At 64.9% G+C, this 24,864-nt stretch carries 27 protein-coding genes; 13 read left to right on the plus strand and 14 right to left on the minus strand.

What is annotated here, in order from left to right:
- The first annotated feature begins 55 nt into the window (after nucleotides 1-55).
- From G6N31_RS04750 to G6N31_RS04760, 3 genes are all read left to right on the plus strand, one after another.
- A complete protein-coding gene (locus G6N31_RS04750) occupies nucleotides 56-1,048 on the plus strand; it encodes a hypothetical protein (protein WP_098003472.1) in 993 nt (330 codons plus the stop codon).
- Nucleotides 1,049-1,136: 88 nt separating this feature from the next.
- Entirely contained in the window at nucleotides 1,137-2,363 is a 1,227-nt protein-coding gene (locus G6N31_RS04755; RefSeq protein ID WP_420090620.1) for an alpha/beta hydrolase, read from the plus strand.
- A gap of 121 nt (nucleotides 2,364-2,484) precedes the next feature.
- On the plus strand, nucleotides 2,485-2,631 hold the full coding sequence (locus G6N31_RS04760; RefSeq protein WP_163722038.1) for a hypothetical protein: 147 nt from the start codon (nucleotides 2,485-2,487) through the stop codon (nucleotides 2,629-2,631).
- 5 nt (nucleotides 2,632-2,636) lie between these two features.
- Here G6N31_RS04760 and G6N31_RS04765 read toward each other — a convergent pair whose 3' ends face one another.
- Nucleotides 2,637-3,731 carry an NAD(P)H-dependent amine dehydrogenase family protein gene (locus G6N31_RS04765; RefSeq protein WP_098003470.1) on the minus strand — a complete coding sequence of 365 codons (1,095 nt, stop codon included), beginning with the start codon at nucleotides 3,729-3,731 and terminating at the stop codon, nucleotides 2,637-2,639.
- A 119-nt stretch (nucleotides 3,732-3,850) separates the two neighbouring features.
- Between G6N31_RS04765 and G6N31_RS04770 the strand changes: the two genes are divergently transcribed.
- Nucleotides 3,851-4,693: an SDR family oxidoreductase gene (locus G6N31_RS04770; protein WP_098003469.1), complete on the plus strand. Its 843-nt coding sequence runs from the start codon at nucleotides 3,851-3,853 to the stop codon at nucleotides 4,691-4,693.
- A 19-nt stretch (nucleotides 4,694-4,712) separates the two neighbouring features.
- On the opposite strand, the gene G6N31_RS04775 is transcribed toward G6N31_RS04770, so the two are convergent.
- The 4 genes from G6N31_RS04775 to G6N31_RS04790 are packed head-to-tail and all read right to left on the minus strand — an operon-like array spanning nucleotide 4,713 to nucleotide 7,137.
- On the minus strand, nucleotides 4,713-5,516 hold the full coding sequence (locus tag G6N31_RS04775) for an SDR family NAD(P)-dependent oxidoreductase (RefSeq protein WP_098003468.1): 804 nt from the start codon (nucleotides 5,514-5,516) through the stop codon (nucleotides 4,713-4,715).
- A 39-nt stretch (nucleotides 5,517-5,555) separates the two neighbouring features.
- Nucleotides 5,556-6,308, minus strand: coding sequence for an SDR family oxidoreductase (locus tag G6N31_RS04780; RefSeq protein ID WP_098003467.1), 753 nt, complete (start codon nucleotides 6,306-6,308; stop codon nucleotides 5,556-5,558).
- Nucleotides 6,305-6,508, minus strand: a complete 204-nt coding sequence (locus G6N31_RS04785) for a (2Fe-2S)-binding protein (RefSeq protein ID WP_098003466.1) — start codon at nucleotides 6,506-6,508, stop codon at nucleotides 6,305-6,307. The genes G6N31_RS04780 and G6N31_RS04785 overlap by 4 nt, the downstream gene beginning before the upstream one ends.
- Nucleotides 6,508-7,137: a fatty-acid--CoA ligase gene (locus G6N31_RS04790; protein WP_098003465.1), complete on the minus strand. Its 630-nt coding sequence runs from the start codon at nucleotides 7,135-7,137 to the stop codon at nucleotides 6,508-6,510. The genes G6N31_RS04785 and G6N31_RS04790 overlap by 1 nt, the downstream gene beginning before the upstream one ends.
- 207 nt (nucleotides 7,138-7,344) lie before the next feature.
- On the opposite strand from G6N31_RS04790, the gene G6N31_RS04795 reads away from it, so the two are divergent.
- The 3 genes from G6N31_RS04795 to G6N31_RS04805 all read left to right on the plus strand — a co-directional run bounded on the left by G6N31_RS04795 (nucleotide 7,345) and on the right by G6N31_RS04805 (nucleotide 10,654).
- Nucleotides 7,345-8,544 carry a cytochrome P450 gene (locus G6N31_RS04795; RefSeq protein WP_098003464.1) on the plus strand — a complete coding sequence of 400 codons (1,200 nt, stop codon included), beginning with the start codon at nucleotides 7,345-7,347 and terminating at the stop codon, nucleotides 8,542-8,544.
- Between the two features lie 110 nt (nucleotides 8,545-8,654).
- A complete protein-coding gene (locus G6N31_RS04800; protein WP_234815285.1) occupies nucleotides 8,655-9,596 on the plus strand; it encodes a spirocyclase AveC family protein in 942 nt (313 codons plus the stop codon).
- 356 nt (nucleotides 9,597-9,952) lie between these two features.
- On the plus strand, nucleotides 9,953-10,654 hold the full coding sequence (locus tag G6N31_RS04805; RefSeq protein WP_098003461.1) for an alpha/beta hydrolase: 702 nt from the start codon (nucleotides 9,953-9,955) through the stop codon (nucleotides 10,652-10,654).
- Here G6N31_RS04805 and G6N31_RS04810 read toward each other — a convergent pair.
- On the minus strand, nucleotides 10,651-11,472 hold the full coding sequence (locus G6N31_RS04810; RefSeq protein ID WP_098003460.1) for a mycofactocin-coupled SDR family oxidoreductase: 822 nt from the start codon (nucleotides 11,470-11,472) through the stop codon (nucleotides 10,651-10,653). The genes G6N31_RS04805 and G6N31_RS04810 overlap by 4 nt on opposite strands.
- 132 nt (nucleotides 11,473-11,604) lie before the next feature.
- Here G6N31_RS04810 and G6N31_RS04815 point away from each other — a divergent pair, with 132 nt between their 5' ends.
- Nucleotides 11,605-12,387, plus strand: a complete 783-nt coding sequence (locus G6N31_RS04815; RefSeq protein ID WP_098003459.1) for an SDR family NAD(P)-dependent oxidoreductase — start codon at nucleotides 11,605-11,607, stop codon at nucleotides 12,385-12,387.
- On the opposite strand, the gene G6N31_RS04820 is transcribed toward G6N31_RS04815, so the two are convergent.
- Nucleotides 12,377-13,462 carry an NAD(P)H-dependent amine dehydrogenase family protein gene (locus G6N31_RS04820; RefSeq protein ID WP_276057888.1) on the minus strand — a complete coding sequence of 362 codons (1,086 nt, stop codon included), beginning with the start codon at nucleotides 13,460-13,462 and terminating at the stop codon, nucleotides 12,377-12,379. The genes G6N31_RS04815 and G6N31_RS04820 overlap by 11 nt on opposite strands.
- Before the next feature lie 20 nt (nucleotides 13,463-13,482).
- Entirely contained in the window at nucleotides 13,483-14,271 is a 789-nt protein-coding gene (locus G6N31_RS04825) for an SDR family NAD(P)-dependent oxidoreductase (RefSeq protein WP_098003458.1), read from the minus strand.
- A 96-nt stretch (nucleotides 14,272-14,367) separates the two neighbouring features.
- On the opposite strand from G6N31_RS04825, the gene G6N31_RS04830 reads away from it, so the two are divergent.
- The gene (locus G6N31_RS04830; protein WP_098003457.1) at nucleotides 14,368-14,763 is read left to right on the plus strand and encodes a hypothetical protein; all 396 of its coding nucleotides are present in this window, start codon (nucleotides 14,368-14,370) and stop codon (nucleotides 14,761-14,763) included.
- Here G6N31_RS04830 and G6N31_RS04835 read toward each other — a convergent pair.
- Nucleotides 14,760-16,370, minus strand: coding sequence for a class I adenylate-forming enzyme family protein (locus G6N31_RS04835; protein ID WP_098003456.1), 1,611 nt, complete (start codon nucleotides 16,368-16,370; stop codon nucleotides 14,760-14,762). The genes G6N31_RS04830 and G6N31_RS04835 overlap by 4 nt on opposite strands.
- A 131-nt stretch (nucleotides 16,371-16,501) precedes the next feature.
- On the opposite strand from G6N31_RS04835, the gene G6N31_RS04840 reads away from it, so the two are divergent.
- Together G6N31_RS04840 and G6N31_RS04845 are read left to right on the plus strand one after the other, a co-directional pair.
- Nucleotides 16,502-17,734, plus strand: coding sequence for a CaiB/BaiF CoA transferase family protein (locus tag G6N31_RS04840; RefSeq protein WP_098003455.1), 1,233 nt, complete (start codon nucleotides 16,502-16,504; stop codon nucleotides 17,732-17,734).
- Nucleotides 17,731-18,960: a cytochrome P450 gene (locus G6N31_RS04845; protein ID WP_098003454.1), complete on the plus strand. Its 1,230-nt coding sequence runs from the start codon at nucleotides 17,731-17,733 to the stop codon at nucleotides 18,958-18,960. The genes G6N31_RS04840 and G6N31_RS04845 overlap by 4 nt, the downstream gene beginning before the upstream one ends.
- On the opposite strand, the gene G6N31_RS04850 is transcribed toward G6N31_RS04845, so the two are convergent.
- Nucleotides 18,957-19,439: a hypothetical protein gene (locus G6N31_RS04850; protein WP_133117682.1), complete on the minus strand. Its 483-nt coding sequence runs from the start codon at nucleotides 19,437-19,439 to the stop codon at nucleotides 18,957-18,959. The genes G6N31_RS04845 and G6N31_RS04850 overlap by 4 nt on opposite strands.
- A 266-nt stretch (nucleotides 19,440-19,705) precedes the next feature.
- On the opposite strand from G6N31_RS04850, the gene G6N31_RS04855 reads away from it, so the two are divergent.
- Together G6N31_RS04855 and G6N31_RS04860 are read left to right on the plus strand one after the other, a co-directional pair.
- Nucleotides 19,706-21,202 carry a class I adenylate-forming enzyme family protein gene (locus G6N31_RS04855; protein ID WP_098003452.1) on the plus strand — a complete coding sequence of 499 codons (1,497 nt, stop codon included), beginning with the start codon at nucleotides 19,706-19,708 and terminating at the stop codon, nucleotides 21,200-21,202.
- Nucleotides 21,203-21,228: 26 nt separating this feature from the next.
- Entirely contained in the window at nucleotides 21,229-21,528 is a 300-nt protein-coding gene (locus G6N31_RS04860; RefSeq protein WP_098003451.1) for a hypothetical protein, read from the plus strand.
- Here the strand turns inward: G6N31_RS04860 and G6N31_RS04865 are convergent.
- From G6N31_RS04865 to G6N31_RS04880, 4 genes are read right to left on the minus strand one after another with little or no spacing between them, the layout of a single operon-like run.
- A complete protein-coding gene (locus G6N31_RS04865; RefSeq protein WP_098003450.1) occupies nucleotides 21,525-22,127 on the minus strand; it encodes a TetR/AcrR family transcriptional regulator in 603 nt (200 codons plus the stop codon). The two genes, G6N31_RS04860 and G6N31_RS04865, sit on opposite strands and share 4 nt — an antisense overlap.
- A 10-nt stretch (nucleotides 22,128-22,137) precedes the next feature.
- The gene (locus tag G6N31_RS04870; protein WP_098003449.1) at nucleotides 22,138-23,307 is read right to left on the minus strand and encodes a lipid-transfer protein; all 1,170 of its coding nucleotides are present in this window, start codon (nucleotides 23,305-23,307) and stop codon (nucleotides 22,138-22,140) included.
- Nucleotides 23,304-23,756, minus strand: coding sequence for a MaoC family dehydratase (locus G6N31_RS04875; RefSeq protein WP_098003448.1), 453 nt, complete (start codon nucleotides 23,754-23,756; stop codon nucleotides 23,304-23,306). Before G6N31_RS04875 ends, G6N31_RS04870 begins: the two co-directional genes overlap by 4 nt.
- Nucleotides 23,753-24,859 (minus strand): acyl-CoA dehydrogenase family protein, encoded by a 1,107-nt coding sequence (locus G6N31_RS04880; protein WP_098003447.1) that lies wholly within the window; start codon nucleotides 24,857-24,859, stop codon nucleotides 23,753-23,755. Before G6N31_RS04880 ends, G6N31_RS04875 begins: the two co-directional genes overlap by 4 nt.
- Nucleotides 24,860-24,864 lie beyond the last annotated feature (5 nt).

Genomic DNA, 24,864 nt, shown 5'->3' on the forward strand with positions numbered 1-24,864 from the left:
GCTTGGCGCAGTGGCTGCCCGCGGCCGAAGACGCTCGAGAGGAAGACGATCGAACATGTACGAGCACGTTGAGTTCAGCGTCATCAGCCAACAACCGACGTTGGACCACTACCGCCGTGATTGGCGGCCGGACTCGGCCCCTGGTTTGTGCGGCATCTGGTTGGGCGGAATCGTCAGCGACGCAGCGGGCAACGACTACTGGGGAGTGCGCGGGTGTGACGACTTCATCGCAGGGATGACGCACGTGGTGTCTCCTATCTGTGGCTTTCGTTCGCTGCGCAAGGGTATGGACGTCGACGCCCCGCACCTGTTCGACGATTACTCGACGCTCGACTGGTTCGAACCCATGCAGTTGGTCGAAACTGACTCCAGCGTGCAACTGAGCTACCAAAGCGGCCGAATCGAACGGGATGCTGACGGATTCCACTGGTACGACGCGAGCGGGCGATGGGAGCTCCACGGTCAGACGGTCAGTGACATCGTCATGACCCACGTGCCGCCACAGCAGGGGATCGATGCCGACGTCTACTACCGGCACGAACTGATGTATGCCACCGGGAAGATCAACGGTACTGAGGTTTCGGGGTACACCCACCAGGACTTCGCCTACGGTCCGGCGGGCACGACATACACCGAGCTGCCGATAGTCCGCGACCTGCAAGGCATGTGGGTGTCCTGGTTGCACGAGTTCGCAGACGGGGAGCTTGGCGGCGGCAGCTTCTGGCAGGGCCGGGACAGCGTGTCCTTCGGACCGGGTTATCAACTCAAGAGTGGTGCCACCACGGTGCACAAGGACGTCGTGGCCAGGCCGACCTTCAACGGCGCAGGAAAACTCGTCGCTCTTGATGTGTCGATGGGGTCCGACACCTACACGATGTCGTTCGACTCGAGTGGCAGCCCGCTGCACACCTTCGGTCCGCTGACTGCGACCGCGTCGGGAAAGAGCATTGCGCGAAGCTGGTGTTGGTCGGAATACGGGGGCGGCCTCATCACCCCGGAACTCCTCGACGTGGCGACGCAGGCTTACGCGCTCGTCAGGGGCCGCTGACGGGCCGGACTCCGGGTGGGGTGGATTTGTGTGAAACCCGCTGGGAATCAGCGATTGCCGGAGGTGCTTATCCGTGATGGCTTAGGCTGTGCAGGTGCGCACTTCTGCGGCGGAGCCATCCGGAAATGTGTCCAGGCGCCGCGGCTGCTGGTTGACCCGAGCCAAGCCCGGGGACTATCTGATCGCGCTGAGCACCGCTGCTGCCTCGATACCGGTTGTCGGCAGGCACCTCGAGTTGTTGGGCGGATTTGCCGCTCTCGGAGTGGGAGGACGCGACTATCTGCCCGATATCCTGCTGGCGCTTTCCAAACCGCGGCTGGACGCGGACGCGGCGCAACGGCGACGGCTGCAGCGGGCACTGACTCCGAACGTGTTGCTGGAGGCGTTGGGAGACGTCGTCACCGCCGAGCGGCTCGCCCAGCCCTGGCCCTCGCATCCGAATCTTGTGCCGGTCTGGAAGGCCACTCGGCAACGGCGCTACGTGCACGCCTCCTCAGTCCGCTACGGCGACCATCCACGGCAGCTGCTCGACGTCTGGCGCGTCGCAGACCCGCCGAGGCGTCCGGCACCCGTGATGGTCTTCATCCCCGGCGGCGCGTGGGTTTTCGGGCGAAGGGAACTGCAGGGCCACGAATTGATGGCGCACATGGCGCGCCGCGGATGGATCTGCCTGTCGGTCCAATACCGCACCAGCCCGCACCACCGCTGGCCGCGCCAGATGACCGACGTGAAGACGGCGATCGCATGGGCGCGGGAGCACATCGACGAGTTCGGCGGCGATCCTGATTTCATCACCGTGGCGGGGTGTTCGGCCGGTGGTCATCTGGCGAGTCTGGCGGGTCTGAGCGCCAACGACCCCGAGTGGAGGACCGACGGCGGGGCAGGCACCGACGCGTCAGTCGACGCGGTGGTCAGCGTTTACGGTCTGTATGACTGGCAGGACAGATCCACGCGCCAACGCGACCGCTTCGTGCAGTTCCTCGAACGTATCGTGGTCAAGCGCTCGCAGGCTCGCCATCCCGAGGTTTTCGCAGCGGCGTCCCCGATCGCGCGGGTACATGATTCCGCACCACCGTTCCTGGTGGTCCACGGAAGCGACGACGTCATCATCCCTGCAAGCGAAGCGCGCTCGTTTGTCGATCGGTTGCGTTCGGTGGCGCGTGCCAAGGTCGCCTACATCGAGTTGCCGGGTCTGGGGCACGGCTTCGACCTGGTCGACCCTCGACACACTGCCCCTGTCGTGGCGGCGATCGGCCGTTTCCTGAGCCAGGTGCACGACGATCACGTACGCACACGGAGCACACCCGCGGTCTGAGCAGTTGGGCGTTCCTTCGTGAAAATCAGGGGCCGGGTCCGTCACAGGTTCACTTGAGGGCGTGTAGAACTCGCTTGCGGGTGGGTATAGCGGTCATCGACCGATTTCAAAGGGAGACTTCGTGACTACACCCGATCATGCGGAGAACACGGGCGACAACCTGCGGCGCGCCGCCGAGTTGCAGGATGAGGCGAAAAGCGATGCGCACGTCGACGTGCCGTCCGAAGACGGCGCTCCGGAGACGCCGCTGCCGGACTTCAACACCTGAAGCGATCACCGATTCGCCAGGTGGTCGCCGAAGCCGGTGAAGCTGCGGATCAGTGGCAGGTCAGCCATGGTCGCGAAGCCAGCCGGTGCGGAGCAGATCGCGGGCACGGCGTTGACGACCTGCATCGCCACGGCGATGAGACCGGCGCGCACGTGTTCCTCGACGGAAGCCGCGCGACTGTAGCTGGCCAGGCACAGGAAATGGGTGCGCATCGAGGGGTCGCCCTCGATTGTGAGGGTCCAGCCGTCATCGGGTGCCGGCCAGTGTGAAGGGTATTCGCCGCCGACGGTCCACAGCGTCTCGAATTCGATCAGCGGCGTGTCCCGGCGTGAGCCGACGAAACTCCACCGCTGCCCGGCGGTGGTTCCCGCCTTCAGCTCGTGGCCGAGTATCTGCAGGTCCTTGGTCGCCGGAACCGCTTCGACGGTGACCGAGACGTCGTCGATCGCCGCGTTCAACGTGTCGGCGATGAACCAGGTCTGCTCGGTGAACAAACGGGTGTTGAATGAGAGGAAGTCATTGGCCGTCGGGTGCACATCGTCGACCGGTCGCCCGAACCACATGCCTTCGAAGGTGATGTCGGTGCTCTCCCACAGTGACCAGTCGGCGCGCTCCTGCAAAGTGAGTTTGTCGATCGTGCGGCTCATCCCGGACAGGGCCAGAGGCAGCACACCGGACAGATTGCCGGGGTTCAGGCCGCTGGCATGAATGGTGCTGTTGCCTTGTCGGCAGGCCGCCGCAAGACGTTCACGGTCAGCTTCGGGGATGCGTCGTGGGTGGAACAGAAACGACACCGTGGCCACGTTCTTGCCACTCTCCAACAACGCGCAGACGTCGTCGAGGTCGGTGAACGACGGCGCGTACAGCACGAGATCGGCGTCGGTGTTCAGTATCCGGTCCACGTCGGTGGTGGCCGACACGCCGATGGGCGCCCGACCCACGAGGGTGCCGAGGTCGACGCCGTTCTTGGCCTGTGAGTACACCCGAGCCCCGACCAACTGGATGTCGGGACGGTGATCGAGGATGGTGGTCACCATCTCGGTGCCGACCGCGCCGGTGGCCCATTGGATGACCCGAATAGGGCGGTCACTGACCGTCATGGCGCCTCCTGAGGATCGCTGATCCAGCCAGTGTATGGCGGGTGATAACGTTTGCTCTCAAATTGAGTCAGTTAAAGTTCTCATCCGGTTCGGGGCTGACCTGTCGAAGGGAAGTGGTCATGGAAGACGTGCTGGGTTACCAGGGCAAGTCCGTTGTCGTCACGGGTGCGGCGTCTGGCATGGGGCAGGCGGCGGCCCAGATCCTCGTCGACCTTGGTGCGGAGGTCACCGCGCTGGACATCAAGTCGACCACGGTTCCGGTCGCCCGTGCGTTGCAGATCGACCTCCGAGATCGCTCGAGCATCGAAGAAGTGGTGGACGCGATCGATGGCCCCGTCGACGGGTTGTTCAGCTGCGCAGGGCTGCCGGGTCCGCCGTTCAGCGAATGGGACACCATTTTGGTGAACTTCGTGGGTGCCCGCCATCTGGCCGAGCTCCTGGTACCCAAGATGAGCGCGGGCTCGGCCATCAGCGTGATTTCGTCGTCGGCGGCGATCGGATGGCAGGATCACATCAAGGTCATCACCACGCTGCTCGAGACCGAAGGCTTCGACGCCGCAGTCGAATGGCTCGAGGCCAATGAGAAGAAGTGGTCATGGAGTGGCTACGCCTACTCGAAATACATCATCGATGCGTGGGTGGGCTGGTGGTACCCGGAGCTAGGTCGCAAAGGCATCCGCATCAATTGCATCAATCCCGGGCCCACCGAAACGGCGATGATGCCGGCGTTCCAGGATCTGATGGGCAAGGAGACCGTGGACGATGCGATCGGGCCGGTGGGGCGGTACGCGAGGGCCGAGGAACAGGCCTGGCCGCTCGTGTGTCTGGGCAGCCCGCGGCTGAGCTACGTCGGTGGCACCGTGCTGTGGACCGACGGGGGATGGCACGGCGCGATGACGATGGGCCGGCACAATGCGCAATGGGCCGACACCGCGGCCGACCAGATGGCGAAGAAGGGCTGAGCCCGGCTCAGATGAAAGCTCAGATGAAATCGCTGCCGCCGTCGACGTTCACCGTCGCCCCGGTGACGTAGCCGTTTCGTCTGGATGCCAGATATACCGCGGCCGAAGCGATCTCCTCGGGCAGTCCGGCTCGCCCGAGGTCACAGGGATGGCCATAGGTCCGTTCCACCCACGCCATCACGTCGTAGGGGTCCGCCGAATCGAAGCCGTCGGCGGCGAGCACCTCTTTGAGGATGTCGGTGAAGCTCGCCGTCACGATGGTTCCCGGACACACGCAGTTGACCAGGATGCCCTCCGGGCCGAGACTTTTCGACAGGTTCTTGGTGAAACTCGACAGGGCTGCCTTCGCCGCGGTGTAGGCGACAAGTCGCGGACTCTGCCGCTGGATGGAGTGAGCCGACAGTGTCACGATCCGAGCCCAGTCCGCCGCCCGCAGCATCGGTAGTGCGGCGCGCACAGAGCGCACCGCCGACATGGTGCCGAGGTCGAAGGCGGCGTGCCAGTCACCGTCGTCGAGTTCTTCGAACGAGCCCGCACCGGGTCCCACGGTGTGGATCAGGACGTTCAGGCTTCCCCACGCCCCCTCCGCTGCGGCGTATCCGGCGGCGATCGAGTCCGCGCTCGACATGTCGACGCTGATCGCGAGCACCTCGGGCGCTCCGGCCGCTCGGACGCGGTGTGCGGCGGATTCGAGCGCCTCGGCGCCGCGGGCCATGATGGCGACGCGGGCGCCTTCGGCTCCGAGAGTTTCGGCGATGGCCAGTCCCATGCCCTTGCTGCCCCCGGTGACGACGGCGCTGGCTCCGTCCAGTCCGAGATCCATCTCAGTTGCCTTCTCTCAGAGCTGCTCGGCCGGTGGCGATCATCGCGACGCCCTGGGCGCGAGATGGACGATGTCGGTGACGACCGACGGGTTGGCCCGGGCCACCGCGACCAACGACAGCATCGCGTTGGCCACATCGTCCACTGCCGACATCTTCGCCGGGATCTGGCCTTGATGTGCCCACGCACGGTACAGGTCGGCCAACAGGTCACGGTCGGCGCCGCGCAGGATTTCGGTGCCTTCGGTGGGGCCCACGCTGACTCTGATCACCGCGAGTTCGGGATGCTCGGCGCGCCATGACCGCAGGATCTCGTCCAACGCAGCCTTGCTTGCGTGATAGGCGGCCACCCCGACCCGGGGGTGGCCCACGTCGTGGCTGGAGGCGATGACCGCCACCGAGTTTTCTGTCAGATAGGGCAGCGCTGTCCGCAACACGTGCGATGCCCCGACGGCGTTCACGCTGTATGCGTGCAACCAGGTGGTGTAGTCCGTGTCCTCGATCAGAGCAAAAGGCACTGCTGCGCTGGTGAACACGATCGCGTCGAGTTGCCCGAACGCGGCACCCACCTGGTGCACGACATCCTCGATGGCGCGAGGATCAGACACGTCGAGTTCGTGGGCGAAGCCATCGAGTTCGGCGGCGAGCTGGCCCACGCGGTCGATCCGCCGCGCGGCCAAGGCGACTTTGGCGCCTCTGGAATGGGCGGCCAGCGCCAGAGCATGTCCGATGCCTGAGGACGCCCCGACGATCAGTATGCGGGTTCCGGCGATGTTGGCTTGGCGATCGCTCATGCTCTGCTCTCTCTGCGTGGTCGTGCGGTTTTGGGGGTGTGTTGCATTGCGTCGATGATCGCGCGAACCGTCCGGCGGCAGCGCCCGCACTCCGAGCCTGCCCCGCAGGCTTGAGCGACGCGGCGGGTGGTCCGAGCACCTGCCGCCACAGCCTCTGCGACGGCTTCGTTGGTCACCCCGAGACAGAGGCAGACATACATCAGTAACGACCCCGCTTGTTCGGCTCGGCAAAGCGCATCGCGGTCACCAGCCGGCCGATGAAAACCGGAGGGTAGGCACCGATTCCCGCGGACTCCAGCCATGTCGACGCGGCGTCGGACTGCTCTGCCCACAGCAGCGCCGACTCCTTATCCTCGAGCTGCTGGAGGAACATCACTTCCCGTGGATTGTCGAACGCACGGTAGACCAGCGTGCGGCGGATACCGGCCCGACCGAAGTTGTCGAGCGACTTGCGTACCCAGGTCATGAACTCCTCGACGCTGTCGACCGGCATCACGGCGGCGACGACGAGATCGCTGCCGGGGCGCGGCGGATCGCCGAGGTCGAAGCGCTCGACCTTCTCGCCGGCAAAAACCGCGGGGAGTTCGGTGACGCCGACGGCGTCGAACCATTCGAAGAAGTACGGCGAGCGCAGCAGGTTGAGCAGTGGCTGCTCTGTCCGTATGCCGATGACGACCAGGACCTTGCCCGGCTCCGGGATGGAGTCGTAGACGAACGCATAGCGCGCACCCAGGTCGATCAGGCTTTCCTGATGGAGTTCCAGGACTGGTCCTACGCGGTCGGACTTCGGGACCCGGAACTCGACTGCAAAAACATACGTGCGAGACATGACGGCGCTGATCAGTCAGCCTCCTGGTCTGATTTCGTCCAAAGAATGCCTAGCCGGGCTATGATACAGCCATTCTCGCATGGGAGAATCAATATTCTCACAGCAGGGCAAAGGGCGGGGCGTGACCGGCCAGAGGTGACGAGCGCTGCAGCTGCGGACGCGGCACGTGAGAAGCCCGGATATCGGTAGAGGAAGGGGACGGCACAGGTGGCCGGAACAGTCCACGCGCAGCCGTACTACGACCCCTTCGACTTCGGCATCGACGATGATCCGTATCCGGTGTGGAAGCAGCTGCGCGACTCGGCGCCGCTCTATCACAACGACCGATACGGCTTCTATGCGCTGAGCCGGTATTCCGACGTGGCCCGGCAACTGGTCAACTGGCGGGATTTCCGTTCGGGGCGGGGCACGGTCATCGAGGTACTGCTCAACGGCATCGAGGTTCCGCCGGGCGTGATCCTGTTCGAGGACCCGCCCATCCATGATCTGCACCGCCGCCTGATGTCCGGGGTCTTCACGCCGCGCCGGATGGCGGCCATCGAGCCCATGGCCCGCGAGTTCTGCAGACGTGCTCTGGAGCCTCTCGCCGAGGCGGATACGTTCGACTTCATCGCAGATCTGGGGGCTTGGATGCCGATGCGAACCATCGGCTACCTGCTCGGCATACCGGAGGACCGCCAGGTCGCGATACGCCAGAACACCGACAACCTGCTCAACCTCGACCGTGGCGAACCCGGGAACGTCGCAGCCGACATGCTCTCGCGCAGCGGATCGATGCTCGAGGAGTTCATCGACTGGCGATACGAGCACCCGTCCGACGACCTGATGACGGACCTGGTCAATGCCGAGATCGAAGAGGTTGACGGGCGACGGAGGCGACTCACCCGCGGCGAGGTGCTGACCTACGCAGGCACCGTGGTCGGAGCGGGAAATGAGACGACCACGCGGCTGCTGGGCTTTGCCGGGCAATTGCTCTCCGATCATCCCGACCAGCGACGGGCGCTGGCGGCCGACTTCAGTCTCATTCCGAATGCCGTCGAAGAGGTCCTGCGCTACGAGGCACCCTCTCCCGTGCAGGCCCGGTATGTCGCGCGCGACGTCGAACTCTACGGCCAGACGGTGCCCGAAGGTTCAGTGATGTTGCTGCTCAACGGTTCAGCGAATCGTGACGAACGGCAGTACCCCGACCCCGACCGATTCGACATCCGCCGCAAAGCGGCCCACCTCAGCTTCGGCCACGGGATCCACTTCTGCCTGGGCGCGGCGCTGGCCCGTGTGCAAGCCCGCGTTGCCCTGGAGGAGGTTCTGACCCGATGGCCCGACTGGGAAGTCGACTATGGCCACGCCCGACGCGCGCACACCACCAGCGTGCGGGGTTGGGCGACCCTACCGGTACGAGTCAGATGACCGACACCGTTGATCTGCCCTCGGAGTCGTCGACCGGCGCGCCGCAGAGGTCACCCTGGCCGGCGCGGGTGGGCTGGTCTCTGTTCGTAGCGGCCTACCTGGTGTTCGCGGTGGTGACGATCGCGACGGTAGAAACGGGCCTGCATGGCGATCCCACCAGAACGAACCCGAATCCGGGCCCCAAGCCCTATCCGCCTTTTCTGGGCTTCGACAACTGGCCGCTCGCCGTGGGGCTCAGCTCGATCCCAATGGCAATCGGGCTCATCGGTGTGCTCGTCGTGCTCTCGTGGCGACAGCGCAAGGTGCACTGGACGGTCATTATCGCTTTCGCCGGCCTGATCACCGGAGCGCTCGACCCGCTCGCCAACTGGGCCACCTTCGCGATCTTCGACCCCCGCATGCTGCACTTCCCCTTCTCGTGGCCCTACGTCAACATTTCACCCAACCTCGAGCCCGCGCTTGCATTCCTCGGCGGTTACGCCGCCTACTATCTGCTCAACGGGCTCAGCTTCCTGAAACTGCACGACCGGTTCCTCGATCCCGTCATGCGACGCGTCGACTGGTTGGCCCGCCATCGTCTGGTCTCGGTGTTCATCGGGGCCTTCCTCATCGCACTCCCGATCAACTTCCTGATCCAGACCACCTGGATGCGAGCCGGGATCTTCTTCTACACCGAGGCCGTGGGACCGGTTGCGCAGCTGGGCCACATCCATTTCCCGTTGATCATGGCGGTCTACGACTCCTTCATCTTCGCGATGGTCGCGGTCATGTGCGTCCGCGACGACGACGACGAACTCGTCCTGATCAACCGTATTGTGCGGCGGCTACCCACGCGGCAGAACCGTTCACCGGTGACGCTGACGCGTCAGCTGCTCGTGTCGATGACGGTGGGGCTCGTCTCGTTCGCCGTCCCGCTCGCGGTGCTGGCGGGGTTGCGCGAAGCCGGCATGTCCCGGCCCATCTACGACCAGAACCCTTATCCGACAGTCAAGGTGTACGACCCGTACAGCCATGTGGAGGAGGCGGGTAAGCCCGGGCCGTTTTTCAGATGACGTCGCGGATCCGGCACTCGCCGAGTCAGGGAGACGATCGCATGGTGGTCATCACCGGAGCCTCTCGAGGCTGGGATTCGCCTCGGCGGTCGAGCTTTATCGGCGCGGATGGTGGGTCCTGGCCGCGATGCGCTCCGCGGTCGGCTCGCTGTCGGTATCGCCAACCCACCGGAACAATTCGCACGCGCACTGAGCAGGGCACTCGAAAATGATCACCGCCCGATCGTGCACCGGGGGGCGGGTCTGGACGCCAAGACGTTCCGAATCGTCGGGCGCGTGACGCCATCGATCGCGATGCACTATCTGATCCGAATCGAGCTGGGCCAGCCGCGTTTCGGCGCACTGCGGTCAGAGCGGTGACGGTCTTCGCGCTGCTGCACGGTGGCATGCACCACGGGTCGTGCTGGCAAGCTGTCGAGGACGAGTTGCGGCGGCACGGCCATCTCACGGTGGCGCCGGACCTTCCGGTGGACGACGACTCGGCGGGCGCTCTGCAATGGGCTCGGGTTGCGGGCGCCGCGATCGGCGATGCGGTGGGCGATTCAGCCGACGACGTGGCGGTGGTCGGCCACTCGATAGCGGGTCTGTGCGTTCCGGTGTTGGCCACCCTGCGACCGGTGAGCCGGATGGTCTTCGTCGGCGGGTTGCTTCCGGTGCCAGGACAGTCGTTCGCCGAGCACCTCGCGGCCAATGCCGATGCGATCACGTTCCCCGAACCACGAACAGACGGCACCGGGCCCTTCGGGCTGACGTGGGAGTCCGTCCGCGACGGCTTCTACCACGACTGCCCTGAAGATGTTGCGAGTCGCGCTTTTCACGAGATGCGCCACCAATCGTTCACGGTGTTCGTCGAGACCTGCCCGATCGCGGACTGGCCGTCGACCCCGTCGACCTACATCCTGTTGCGCGGCGACCGAGCAGTGGGTGCCGAGTGGGCGCGCCGCAATGCTGTCGAACGGATCGGCGCCGATCTCGTCGAGATGGACGGCGGGCATTCGCCATTCTTCTCCCGGCCCGTCGAGCTGGCAGAAACGCTCGCCCGAATCGGTGCCGGTTAGCCCTGTGTCGCTCCCACATCGACCGACATGGCCGTCGCGGTCACGTACCGCGATTCGTCGGAGGCCAGCCACGCGACCGCGCTGGCGACGTCCTCAGGCATCGTCACAGCGTCTGGCAGAAGCTGCTTGCCGAACCCGTTGCGCAGCGAAGGATTGGAGGCCGCGGCCTCTGCCATGGCGTCGAGCATGCGGCCGGTGCCCATCGGGGTCGCCACGGACCCCGGGTGGAGACTGTTCACCCGGATGCGGTGCCTTCCGAGCTCCGCGGCGAATGCGCGCGCAAGGCCGACCACTGCGTGCTTGCTCGCTGTGTAGGCAATCATGAACGGCTCCATGGTGATACCGGCGGCCGAGCCGATCAGGATGATCGACCCGCCGCGGCCACCCGCGACGATGTGCTTGGCCCCTGACATCACGGTGTTCCAGGTACCGACCAGATTGACGTCGACGACGTCCTGGAAGTCGCGGTGCGTGACCTGATCCCACGGAGCGGGCACGCAGATGCCCGCGTTGGCAACGATCACGTCCAACCTGCCGAGGTGGGCCACGGCGTCGTCGACCGCGGCGCACATGCCCTGGTGGTCACGGGTGTCGACGACAGCCGCGACGGCTCGCCGGCCATTGGCCCGCACGAGTTCGGTGGTCTCGTCCAAGTCGTCGGGTGTGGCGGAATCGTAGGGCACACAATCCGGCAGCGGCCCCGCGACATCGACGAGAATGACGTCGGCGCCGTCAGCGCTCAGCCGTTGGGCGTGGGCGCGGCCTTGGCCGCGCGCGGCCCCGGTGATGAGCGCGACCCGCCCCGTCAAGTCAGCCACACCGGCACGCTACCAGCAGCGCCGGCCGTCCGAGAACCACTATTGCAGTAAAACAAGAACCACAGTTATCGGCGGCTGGTAGCGTCGCTGCGCGTAGGCGCTACGGGCCTTACTCCGAAGGCGAGGCAACGCATGACGATTCTGGACGGCCAGACTGCTTTCATCCTCGGGGCCTCAGCGGGAATCGCCCAAGCCAGCGCCCGGCTGCTCGCGGCCGACGGTGCCAGGTTGTTTCTGCTCGGCCGCTCGTCGAAGCGGCTGGATACGACGCGGGACCGCATCCTGGAACACGTGCCGGCGGCCGAGGTCCATCTGCACAAAGGGGACCCGGAAGACGAGGAGACGGTGAAGAACGCGGCCCAGGCCGCGTTCGACGTCGCAGGCCGGCTCGACATCGTCGTGGGCACGGTGGCCACCGGCGGCACCGGGCCACTGGTCCAGCAGGATCTCGCCACCTTCACCGACCATGTGATGGGCAACCTGCGGTCGAACTTTCTGGCGCTGCGCTACGGGGCGCCGTTGATGACGGGCGGCGGGTCCATCGTGTTCGTATCGTCGACGTCGGCGAAGATCCCGATGGAGGGACTCGGCCACTATTCGGCCGGCAAGGCCGCCCTCGAGATGCTGATCAAGGTCGCGGCTTCGGAACTCGGCCCGAAGGGCATCCGCGTCAACGCCGTGCGCCCGGGACTGACCGAGGCAGCGACGACGCAGGGTTACATCCACCTCGAGGAACTGACGAGCAGCTTCCTCGAGCGCGTGCCCCTCGGGCGGTTGGGCGTGTCGGACGACATCGCGCCGGCCATCCGCTATCTGGCAGGTCCCGAATCGAGCTGGATGACGGGGCAGAGCTTCGCTGTCGACGGGGGCAACGAGGTCCGCGGGGCTCCACGCGGACCGATGTTCACCGTATAGGCGAATCAAGCGCCCCTCGGGGTGCGGTGATGGGTAGGTCCAGAGAGGTCGCGATTCCTGGCGCGGCCTCGACCACGTACGGAATGGCGTTGACGACGCGCATGGCGGTGGCCTCCATCGCGTTCGCATTGGCGGACTCTGCCGTGTCCTCGGTGCCCAGACGGAGATCGCACTGCATGTGGGGTTGGCCCTCGATGATGAGTCGATACGTTCCGTTGGGTGCGGTGGCCCACTCGGGTGCCAGATCAGGCGCCATTCGATTGATGTGCTCGATGGTGATGAACGGTTGCCCGTCGACGACCCCGGTGGTCTCCGCGCGTACCGCGCCGACGGTGCCTGCCGGAATGAGCCCGCATGCCACGTGGAGGTCGCGCGGGGTGAGGACCCGCTCGTACTTTTCGCTGATTCCGTCGAGTTCGACACCCAGGGCTTTTGCGACCAGCCCGATGGGTGGACCCCAGGCGAACTGTTGCGCGCCCTCGAGTTCGAGTAGCGGAGTGAAGTCGAGCGGTTCGCCGAACCCCATGGCGGTCACCATCAGATCGCGGTTCGGGTACGCGGAGTAGTCGAAGATCTCCTGCGCGCGAATGGTCCGGATGGTGTTCGACAGCGTCGTCAGCAATACCGCGAACTGGTCTCCGGCGAAACCGGGTTCGATGCCTGAGGTGTAGATGGTGACTCGGCCGGCCTCGGCGGCGGCACGCACCTGGTCGGCGAGGTCGGGTATCCACCTGTCGGGGAACATCATTCCGGGCGTGTTCGTCGTCACGACGTTGAGGCCGCCGTTGAGTAGTCGCACGTAGTCGCGCACCGCTGCCGCGTCCATCTCCGCGCTGGCGGCGCCGTAGAGGACGCAGTCCGGCTTCAACGCGATGATGTCATCGAGGTCGCCGGTGGTCAGCACACCGATCGGGCCCAGGCCCACGATCTCACCTGCGTCCCTGCCGACCTTGTCGGGGTTGTGCACCCACACGCCGACCAGTTCCAGATGCGGACGGCGCACGATCGCGCGGATCGAAACACTGCTGATCCACCCGGTGGAGATGACGGCCACCCGTAGCGGTTTGGCACTCATGTATTCGCTCCCTGAATCAGTTACAGATCGGGTATGGGCAGTTCGGAATTGGGGCCTTGCAGACCCCCGTCAACGACGAAAACCGAATTCGTCGCATAACAATCTCGTGTCGACAGATAGAGCGCCAGGCGGCCGAGGTCCTCGACATCGCCCACGCGGTGCAGTGGCGTGCGGGCCTTCAGCTGCTCCTCCGAACCGGGCATGAGATCAAAGCTGGACTGCAGTCCGGTGGTCATGAACGCACCGAGTGCGATGGCGTTGACGCGAATTTTTGGCGCGAGTTCCTGGGCCATCGCCCGGGTCAATGCTTCCAGTCCACCCTTGGCGACGCAGTAGGGCAGTAGCCCGCGGATGCCGAACCGGCCTGCGCCGGAGGAGATGTTGACGATGGAGCCTCGCCCCACAGTCAGCATGTGCGGAACAACCAGCTGGCTCATGATGAACGCCGAGGTGACGCAGTAGTCGAACGTGTGGCGCAGGTTGTCGTCGGTCAGGTCCAGAAAGGATCCGTAGGTGGCGAACCCGACGTTGTTGACCAGGATGTCGATGCGGCCGAATTCGTCGACGGCGGTTCGGACCACCCGTTCGCTGTCCTCTCGGACGAGCGCATCGGCCGTGATCGCCAGGCCCCTGCCCCCTGCTTCCTCGATGGCGTTGATCGTTTGATCCACTTCGGACGACGTGCGGGCGGTGCCCACGACCGTCGCGCCGGCCTCGGCGAGCACCTTGGCGATTCCCTCGCCCACGCCCCGGCCCGCACCCGTCACAATTGCCACTTGATCGTCGAGACGAAACTGCTCCAGCGCCACGGAATCCTCTCGGACGGTCTGCCTACGCGTTCCCCGGTCAATCTAACTCTGCGAGAACCGCAATGATCGTTTTTCGAGAACTACAATATTCGATAATTGGTAGAGCGACTGGACTCGGCAACGGATTACCTCACTGCGTTGGGATTCCAGTTCCAGGCATTCGAACTCGAGCAGCTCGGCCTGCAGGTGCGTCTCGACTGGGACCGCGGGTTCGAGCTGATCGCGCCGACCGCCACGGCACCGGTGAAACCGGGGACAGCGGCGGACTTCCTGGCACGAAACGGTGAGGGCCTATTCTCCGTGGTCGTGCGATTCGCTGATTGTGACGCGGCCGAACACATCGCCGTACGGTACGGAGCCAAGGCGGACTTTCGGCAGCACCATGAAGGAGACAAGTTCGAGCTGACCGAGGTGAAGCTCGAGTCGTTGTTCGGTATCCCGCTGACGTTGATGGCGACCGATATGCCCGACGACCATTCGCTGGTGGACTAGCGGCGCACCAGTAGCTTGCTGAGCTGGTCGGCGAGATCGGATTTCTTTACCTTGCCCGACGCCGTGAACGGCAGATCCTGCTTGGCCGTGATCCAGATGAATTTGGGCACCTTGTACGCAGACAGCCGACCCCGGACCTGCTTGCGCAGTTCGTCACTGTCGAGTGCGGCGTCCCCGCGGGGCACCACTGCGGCACCGACTACGGTACCGTTGTCGCCATCCTCGACGCCCACCACGTAGGCCTCGAGAACACCATCGCAATCGCCCAGTGCCAATTCGACTTCCGACGGCGTGACATTCGTGCCTCCACCGGTCTTGATCAGGTCTCCGAGCCGGCCGGTGAACCTGATCCACCCGTCGTCATACTGCACACCGCAGTCGCCGGTGCGGTAATAGCCGTCGGGGGTGAAGACGTCCTCACGTTCGCGCTTGTACAGGCGCTGCATCAACGAGTAACCGCGCACCCAGATCTCGCCCTCGGTCCCGACGGGCACCGGCTGCCCGGTGTCGGGATCGACAATGACGTGCTCGAGACCCTCGATCGAGTAGCCACCGGTCTCGGAGCGTTCGGCAGGCTGCGCGATGTACGGATCGACCCCGATATGGTTACCGCACAACTCGGTCATGCCCAGGGCGTTCGGGCCCTGGGGCCGTCGATCTACAGGAACCATCGCAGGCATACTGGTTCGTTGAACCGAGGTCAGATCCCGGCTGGCGAACTCGGGATGCTCGGCCAATGTCTTGCCCTGCTGAGGCCAGCCGAGCGTGATCGTGGCTCGATGTTTCTCGATCAGTGCGAGCGCCTCGGCGGGGTCGAATGCCGGCTGGGTGACGAGTGTCGCCCCGTGGTGGATCACCGCGAGCAGGCCGGTGATGAGCCCGCCCACCCAGAAGAACGGCATGGCCGTGAACATCACGGAATCCGTGGTGACACCGTAGTGGAAGGTGAGATTGTAGGTGTGGCGGACCAGCGCCCCCTGGCTGTGCACCGGTGCTTTCGGGTTGCCTGTGCTGCCCGAGGTATAGATGATCATCGCGTCGTCGGCCGGAGTCACGCAGGATTCGACGACGCCCAGGAAGTCCGCGTCGATTCGCGTTGACCCCTCGTCGCCGATCGAGGTGCTCCACGGACGATCGCATGCTCCCCACACCGCTATGCTGCGCAGGTAAGGTGCCGACGCCAAGGCGAGCTGTCCCGGATCGCGCTGCTGGGCCAGTCCCGGCAGCGCCTCTTCGAGCAGTCCGATGAAGTCCTGATTGCGGAACGTCGACCGCGCCAGGATGATCCGGAGGTCGGCATGTCGCGTTGTCCATGCAAGCTCGGCAGCCTTGTAGAAGGTGTTCAGCGGGACCGCGACAGCGCCGATTCGGGTGGCGGCGAACCAGGCGACCGCCCACTCGATGCTGTTCGGCATCAAGATCCCGACATGGTCTCCCTTGCCTACTCCCGCGGCCAGCAGGATAGCGGCCAGTCGGGAAGAGCGCTGGTCGAGTTCGGTGTAGCTGAGTTCATCCCCTGCCGCGATCAGGAACGGCCGATCGCCGAAGCGCTCTGCGCTCGACCGCACCAGAGCTGGGACGGTCGGGGTGATGGACGGAAACGGCATGGGTCCTGATAGTACCGCAGACGAGAATCATGGTTCTCTAATGACGCGAACGACCTTTACACTGTTGCCGTGGACTCTGCAGCGAGCGGGGCTCTGGAGCGGCGGCTCGAGCCGCGATCACCATCGATTCATTGGAGGCCGTCATTTCCACAGACAAAGTGCTCAACGGAGTTCGCGTGCTCGAAGTCGCTGCTTGGACGTTCGTGCCATCGGCGGGCGCCGTGCTCGCCGAATGGGGGGCGGAGGTCGTCAAAGTCGAACCGCGCGACGGCGGAGATCCGCAACGTGGTCTGGTCACCATGGGCATCGTGGATCAGGGCGGTGATGCAGTCAACTACATGATCGAGATCCCCAATCGGGGCAAGAAGTCGATTGGCGTCGACTTGAGCACCCCGGGCGGGCAGGAGGTCGTCCGCGAGCTCGCCAAGAGCTGCGACGTGTTCCTGACCAGCTATTTGCCCCACCGACGCAGCAAGATGGGCATCGACGTCGACGACATCCGCGCGGTCAATCCGAGCGTCGTCTACGTGCGCGGGTCGGGCCACGGTCCGAAAGGCCCGGATGCGGACAAGGCGGGCTACGACGGGGTGTCCTACTGGGCACGGGGTGGGATTGCGACAGTGCTCACCGAAGAACGGGACGAACTGGTGCGGTCGCGCCCCGCGTTCGGTGACCTGCTCGGCGGCATGACGATCGCCGGCGGCATCGCGGCAGCTCTGTACAAGAAGGCCACGACAGGGGAGGGCTCGGTGGTCGACGTGTCGTTGCTCGGCCTGGCGGCCTGGAACCTGAGCCCGGACGTCGCGGTCAGCCAGATCCACGGCGGCGGTGCCATTCCCAAGTACGGGCACGCCGATGCGCCCAACCCGTTGGTCGGAACGTACCGCACCAAAGATGATCGCTACGTGCAGTTGATGATGCTGCAGTTGGACAAGTTCTACCCCGAGGCGATGCGGACGCTCGGTGTCCCCGAACTCATCGACGATCCGCGGTTCGCCGCGCCGGCAGCGCGCTACGAGAACAGGGTGGAATTGATTGCGATCCTCGACGACGTGTTCGCACAGCGGACGGTCGCCGAATGGCGCGTCGCCCTGGCGGGGTTGTCGGGTGCCTGGTCGATCGTCCAGACCCCAGGCGAGCTCTGCGAGGATGCCGCTGTCACCGCAAACGGCTACATCGCCCATACGACCACGACCAACGGCGCGCCGTATGCCCTGCCCACCAACCCGGTGCAGTTCGACGAACAGCCGGTTGTGCCGCCCGGAGCGCCCGAGCACGGACAACACACCGAAGAAGTGCTGATGGACGCCGGCTTCACCTGGGAAGCGATTGAGCGATACAAGGAATCAGGAGCCATTCTGTGAGCGTCGGCAACTCTGTGAAGGCCAGCAGCCCGCTGGAGTTCGACCCATTCTCCGAGGAGTTCTTCGCAGGCGCGTACGCGACTTTTCGGCGGCTGCGCGACGAGCAGCCGGTCTACTACAACGCGAAATGGGACTTCTGGGCACTGTCCCGCTACGAAGACGTTGCTCCTGCCACGAAAGATCATGAAACGTTCTCCTCGGCCAAGGGTGCGACCCTTGATGTGGTGAAGGCCCACGACGACGCGATCCCGCCGCCAAAGGTGATCATCTCGATGGACCCGCCTGAGCACCAGAAGATGCGCAAGTTGGTGAGTAGTGTCTTCACCCCTCGTGCGATCGCATCCCTCGAGGAGATGGTGCGCGAGAAGATCTACGAGCGCCTGGATGCGATCGACCCGGCGGCGTTTGACGTAGTCGCCGATTTCTCGGCGCTCTTTCCGAACGAGGTGATCACCACGATGCTGGGGGTGCCGAAGGAAGACCGCCACCAGATCCGCGTCTGGTTGGATCTGCTGTTGGAGCGAAATCCCGGTGAGATCGCCGTCCCACGTGAGGGTTTCGAGGCTTCGGTGAACACCGGTATCTATTACTACAAGCTGATTCAGCAGCGTCGGGAAAGGCCAGAGGACGACATGATCAGCCGGCTCATCGAGACGGAGGTCGAACGTGACGGTCACGTCGACAAGTTGACCGACGTCGACATCGCCGGCTTCGCCACGCTTCTCGGCGGAGCGGGTGCGGAGACCGTCACGAAATTGATCGGCAACGCGATGGTGGCGTTCGCCGATTTTCCCGACCAATGGCAGAGCTTGCGGAGAGACCGCAGCAAGATACCGGCAGCCATTGAAGAGTTGCTGCGCTATGAAGCGCCATCGCAATACCAGGTGCGTACCGCGACGCGCGACGTCACACTGCACGGTGTGACGATTCCCAAAGGCAGCGCCGTGCTGTTGTTGACTGCGTCGGCGACTCGCGATGAGCGGATGTTCCCAGATCCAGATCGGCTCGATATCGACCGCGAACGCAAGATGGGCTTCAACCTGGCTTTTGGCTATGGCGTGCACAGTTGCCTCGGCGCCGCACTCGCGCGGATGGAGAGTCGGATCGCTTTGAACGCCCTATTGGACCTCCTGCCCGAGTATCAGGTGGACCGCACCGGCTTGAAGCGGGTGGCGATGTCGAACGTGGCGGGGTACTCCAACGTTCCGGTTCGTCGGGCGAGCTAGGGGGACGCGACTCTCGCACCGGCGAGAGCGAATCCGGTCGTGCCGCTGTTGAACTCCTCGGTGGCACCGGCGTCGGGGGGCAAGCCTGCCGCCGCCATCGCGTGAGACTTGAACGCCACTGCCGCATGACTGAGCCGGTGCTCAACCCGCACGGCGCCTTGTCCGAGGTCACGCGGCCACCGCCCACCCCACATGGCGACTTCCGTGCCGATGTTGTTAGCGGCTTGGTGGAACAGGTCGCGGACCGCGGCATCCTGTCTGTGCAGCTTTCCGGACACTACGAGGGCATCCGGCCACTCTTCTCTGGCCTCCGCTGCGTCTGCGAACGTGCCTACGGGCACGCCGAGTATCCGGAAAGCGGTGTCATCAGCCGGCAGCGCTGTGCGAACATCGACGATCCACCCTGCGCCTGCCCGGTCGAACAACAATCCGCCCGCCGCCTGGACGGCATCGGCCCCGTCGTTGGCGAGCACCACCATGGTGTAACGGCACGCTCGAGCTGGAGGCGCAGCGCTCTCCGGGAACGTCTGGAACCCGCTCACGGGCTTGCTCAGCGGACTCACGGCGCAGGGCGTTCGTAGTCTGCGGAATCGACCTCACCTTGCACGGTCCGCCCATTTCGGTGTCTGGGGTTCGATTGGCACGTGCGATATGAGAATATGGTGTCAATGATCGCTTCCAATTCTGAGAATGTCCATAACCGCAGGCTGTGGCACGTCGCGGCGCCGCCGGGAGTGGGTTCGCGATGAGCCTCTCGCTGCTGCTGGAGATGGCTACCTCGGCTGACCCGAACCGTACGGCGGTGGTGTCCGACGATCTACGGCTCACCACGGGGGAGCTGAACGCGCTCGCTGACGGTGGTGCAGGCGTGGTGTCGGCCGCGGGTGCACAAACCGTCGTCTACGTCGGCGCGGGTGGCGCAATGCTGCCGTTGCTGATTTTCAGCGCCGCTCGCGCGGCGTTACCGTTCTGTCCGTTGAACTACCGCCTGAGCGCCGCCGGTCTGCGCGAGTTGGTCGGCCGGCTAACGGAACCGGTCATCGTCGCCGACCGTGAATACGTCGACATTCTTGCCGGGGCCGGTCGGCGGATCATCGAATCCACTGAGTTCCTGGCTGCTGCGGGCAATACGGCTGCGACCACCGCGTTTGCCGACCCCGACGGGGTCGGGGTCATCCTCTTCACCTCGGGAACCAGTGCGCAGCCCAAAGCCGTGGAACTCACGCACACCAACCTGACCAGCTATGTCATGGGCACCGTGGATTTCGGAGCAGCCGAACCGGACGATGCCGCACTGGTATGCGTGCCGCCCTATCACATCGCCGGTGTGGGTGCGGCACTGTCGAACCTCTACGCCGGGCGTAAGACGGTGTATCTGCGGCACTTCGACCCATGCGAATGGGTCAGGTTGGTGGCCGAGGAGGGCATCACCACCGCAACCGTGGTTCCGACGATGCTCGACCGCATCATCACCGAGTTGGAACGGGAACCGATTGCACTGCCGACGCTGAAGAACCTCGCATACGGCGGATCCAAAGTTCCCTTGCCCTTGGTTCGCAAGACGATCGACTTGTTGCCGGGGGTCGGACTCGTCAACGCCTACGGGCTGACCGAAACGAGCTCGACGATCTCGGTGCTGACACCGGAGGACCACGTGACGGCCTTCGAGGCGTCGGACCCGCACATCGCCCGACGCCTGGGTTCAGTCGGCCGGGCGGTACCCGGCGTCGAGATCGAGATCCGAGGGGCTGACGGCCACGTTCTCGGACCCGACGAGGTTGGCGAGCTCTTCGTTCGGGGAGAACAGGTTTCAGGACGTTACACCGGCATAGGTTCGGTTCTCGACCCCGACGGCTGGTTCGCCACCCGCGATACCGCAAGCGTCGACACGCACGGCTACCTCTACATCGGTGGCCGTAGCGACGACACCATCATCCGCGGAGGTGAGAACATCGCTCCTGCAGAAATCGAGGATGTGCTCGTCGAACACGGCGCCGTGCACCAAGTGGCAGTGGTCGGCCTCGAGGATGCCGAATGGGGGCAACTCCTCGTTGCTGTAGTGGTCCCCGAGGTAGGCTCCTCGCCCGACGGCGAGGAACTCCGACAGTACGTGCGGGCCCGGCTGCGTGGTTCGCGTACGCCCGACCGGGTCGTGTTCGTCAGCGGCCTACCCACCACGCCGACCGGAAAAATCCTCCGCCGGGTGATCGTCGAACAGCTCGAGCTGACACCGGCCGAGTAGTCACAAGCGAGAAAGGGCGTACGGCAATGAAATCGGGTTCACGACTCAAGAGTCAGGTGTGCGACACCCAGGTGATCGTCGTGAAGGCCGCAGACAGCCTGGCGGATCTGCGATGCGGCGGTGCCGCCATGGTGGCGCTGGACGCAGACGCAGACCCCGCGCTGGTCCTGGATCCGGCGTTGAGCGGCGGGGCAGCGATGGGCAAGAGGTACATCGACGATGCCGGCTCTGAAGTCCTGGTCACCAGGGCCGGGGTGGGCACACTGACAGTCGGCGCCACGCCGTTGACCCTCAAAGAGGCCAAGCCGCTGCCGGCAAGCGACTAACGGCGGCCAGGCCGGCGGTCGCCGAAGCCGGCGATGACGTACTGGCGTACGAACTCGGCGACAGCATCGTCGTCGTGGGCGTCGAAATAGGGTGACGGAGTGGTGAACAGCGAGAACAACATCCGGGAAAACCACTCCGTTGCCGTCGGCACGTCCAAGTCGCTGCGCACCTCACCTGTGACGCGCGCAGCGGCAACATAGGGCGCCAGGAACTCGGCGCACTCACGCAGCAGTGCGGCCGCATTCTTGGTGAGCATGAGGTTCACTTCTTCTGGATCGAAGTACACCTCGGGTTCGACGACCCGGCGAGCCTGCGCGACGAACACCGCCGCCCGCACCAGCCTGTCTTCGAGCGTACTACCGCCATAGCGATCGATGGCTGTAGCCATGTTGCGATAGAAACGCTGAGACGCCGCCTCGGCACACGCCTCGACAATCGTCTCTTTGTCTTTGAAGTAGTCGTAGAACGTGCTCCGGGAGACGTCGGCAGTTCGGGCGATGTCGACGATGGTGGTCTTGGCGAGACCGCGTGTTCGAAAGCAGGCAAAGGCCGCCGAGATGATCATCTCCCGGGTGTCGGCGGCGGTGGCTTGCGTCATGCGGGAGAGGTTAGCGGACTGGCGCCAGGATGAGCCCGCTGGTGGGCACGCCGGTTCCCGACGTGACCAGCACATGTTCCACGTTGTCCACCTGGTTGTAGGAGGTACCCCGTACCTGCCGGACGCCCTCGGTGATGCCGTTCATGCCGTGGATGTATGCCTCGCCGAGCAGTCCGCCGTTCGTATTGATCGGCATCCGTCCGCCGATGGACAACTCGTCGACGTCGACGAAATCTTTGGCCTCACCGCGCCCGCAGAAGCCGAGCTCCTCGAGCTGGGTGAATACGAAGGGGGTGAAGTGGTCGTAGAGAAACGCCGTGGAGATGTCCTCGGGTTTCAGACCCGAATCCCGCCAGAGTTTGCTGCCGACCACACCCATTTCCGGCAGCCCCGTGATGTCCTCGCGGTAGTAGCTCGTCATCACCTCTCCGTCGAAGGCCGCGCCCTGCGCCGCTGCGGTGATCACCGCAGGCGGGTGAGGCAGATCGCGTGCTCGTTCGACGCTCGTGACCACCATCGCAACGCCGCCGTCGCTCTCCTGGCAGCAGTCCAGCAGGCGGACCACCGGCTCGACGATCCAGCGGGACTGCTGATGGTCGTCGATCGTGATCGGCTTGCCGTAGAACCAGGCGTCGGGATTCTTCGCGGCGTGCTTGCGGTCGATCACCGAGATCTTGCCGAAGTCGGCGTTGGTGACGCCGTAGGTGGACATGTATCGCTGGGCGTGCAGGGAGACCCACGCCGCCGGAGTCATGAAACCGAACGGGGCGTAGGGCGCCATCCACAGCGGCGTGACGCCAGGCTGCCGCCCGGCGCCGCCGAATCGGAAACCGGACCGCTCGTTGAAGGCCCGGTAACAGACAACGGCTTCCGCGGCCCCGGTGGCGACGGCCATGGCCGCCTGCATGACAGTGCCCGCGGCGGCGCCACCGCCGTGCGGCACCCGGGTGAAGAATGACAGGTTGCCGATGCCGACGTTACGGGCGACCTCGATCTCTTCGTTCTCGTCGACCGAAAAGGTCACCATGCCGTCGATGTCGCCGGGACGCAGGCCCGCGTCGTCGATGGCGGCCTTCACTGCTTCACAGGCCAGCTGCATCTCGGTCCGGCCCGATTCTTTCGAGAACTCGGTCTGGCCGATGCCGACCAGCGCGGCCCGCCCGCCGATGCCGTCGCTCACTCTTCGACCCCGTTCAGCAGGCTGAGGATCGCAGTACCGGTGACGTGATCGCCGAGCTTGTTGCTCCCCTTCAGAGTCACCTCGACGAGGCCCTCGTCGCCCGAGACCGACTTACCGCTCACGCTCCCGGTGAAGTGCAGCGGGTCGTTGGGGAACGCGGGTACGCCAAGGCGAATCGACAGCTTCTTCACCATCGCCTCGGGCCCGGCCCAGTCGTGCAGGAACTTCACGCACAGCCCGTTCGTGGTGAGGATGTTGAGAAAGATGTCCGGTGAACCTTGGCCGGTCGCGAAGTCGCGATCGTGGTGCACCGGCATGTAGTCCCTCGATGCGATAGCCCCGGCGACGATCAACGTGGTGGTGACGGGGACGTCCATCGGCGTGATTTCGTCACCGACGTTGACGTCGTTGTACGCCAGTGTTGTCGTTCGCGTTGTGGTGGAGGTCATTTGCGTCCTTCCGGATATGCGGTGCCGAGCCGGGCGAGCTGCTGGGAGGCGGATCCGAGTGCTAGTTCGATGTCCTTGGCCCAGAGGTAGTACCGGGACACGGGATAGGTGATGTCGATACCCATCCCGCCGTGCACCTGCTGAGCGGTGGCCACGACGCGTGCGCCGGCTTCCGCGGCCCAGAACTTGGCGATCGACGCCTCCCGCGCTGCGGGCCTGCCCTGGGCGATCAGCCACGCTGCGTGCCAGGTCGTCCACCGGATCGCCTCCGTGTCGATGAAGGCGTCCGCCATACGTTGCTGCACGGCCTGGAAGGACCCGATCGGGCGGCCGAACTGCTCGCGTTCGGCCGTGTAGGACGCGGCGATGCGGAGCGCCCGCTCGCTGACACCGACCTGAATGGCACACAGTCCAACGAGCCCGCGCGTGTACAGAGACCCGACGATGTCGCCGTCGCCGCGCAGCCGCCGAGCGGGCGCACCCGTCAGGGTCACTTCCGCATAGGGCTCGCCGTCGGTGGTCGGCACCGGCGTGACGGCGACCTCAGCCGCACCGGCGTCGACGACGAACAGGCCCGGTCCGTCGTCGGCGACAGCGGAAACGACGATCGCGTCGGCCAACTGCGCGGCAGGAACCATATCCTTGACACCCTCGACGAGCCACGTGTCGGCCTTCTGGCGCGCTGTCGTACTTCGCGGTACAGCCGGGTTGGAATTGCCCGGCTCGGCGAGTGCAGCCGTCAGAATGACGCTGCCGTCGATGACCCCCGGCAGATATTGCTGCTGGATGTCCGCATCGCCGTGCCGCGCAATCGTGTCAGCGCCGAGAACCAACGTCGCATACACCGGTACCGGGGCGACGCTCCAGCCCACCTCGGACAGCAGCACACCCAGTTCGAGGAATCCACCACCGCTGCCGCCGACGGCTTCGGGTAGCGCAATCCCGAGCAAGTCCGAGGACGCGAGTTCGCTCCACAGCGCCGGGTCGTAGCGTAGGCCGCCGGATTCGAGCTCGGTGAGGTGCTCGGGAGTGGCGCGAGCCTCGAAGAGCTGCCGGGCCACCTTAGCGACCGTCTCTTGTTCTTCGTTGAAGGAAAAGTCCATATCGT

Source organism: Mycolicibacterium duvalii (assembly GCF_010726645.1).
In the GTDB taxonomy this organism is placed as follows: Bacteria; Actinomycetota; Actinomycetes; order Mycobacteriales; family Mycobacteriaceae; genus Mycobacterium; species Mycobacterium duvalii.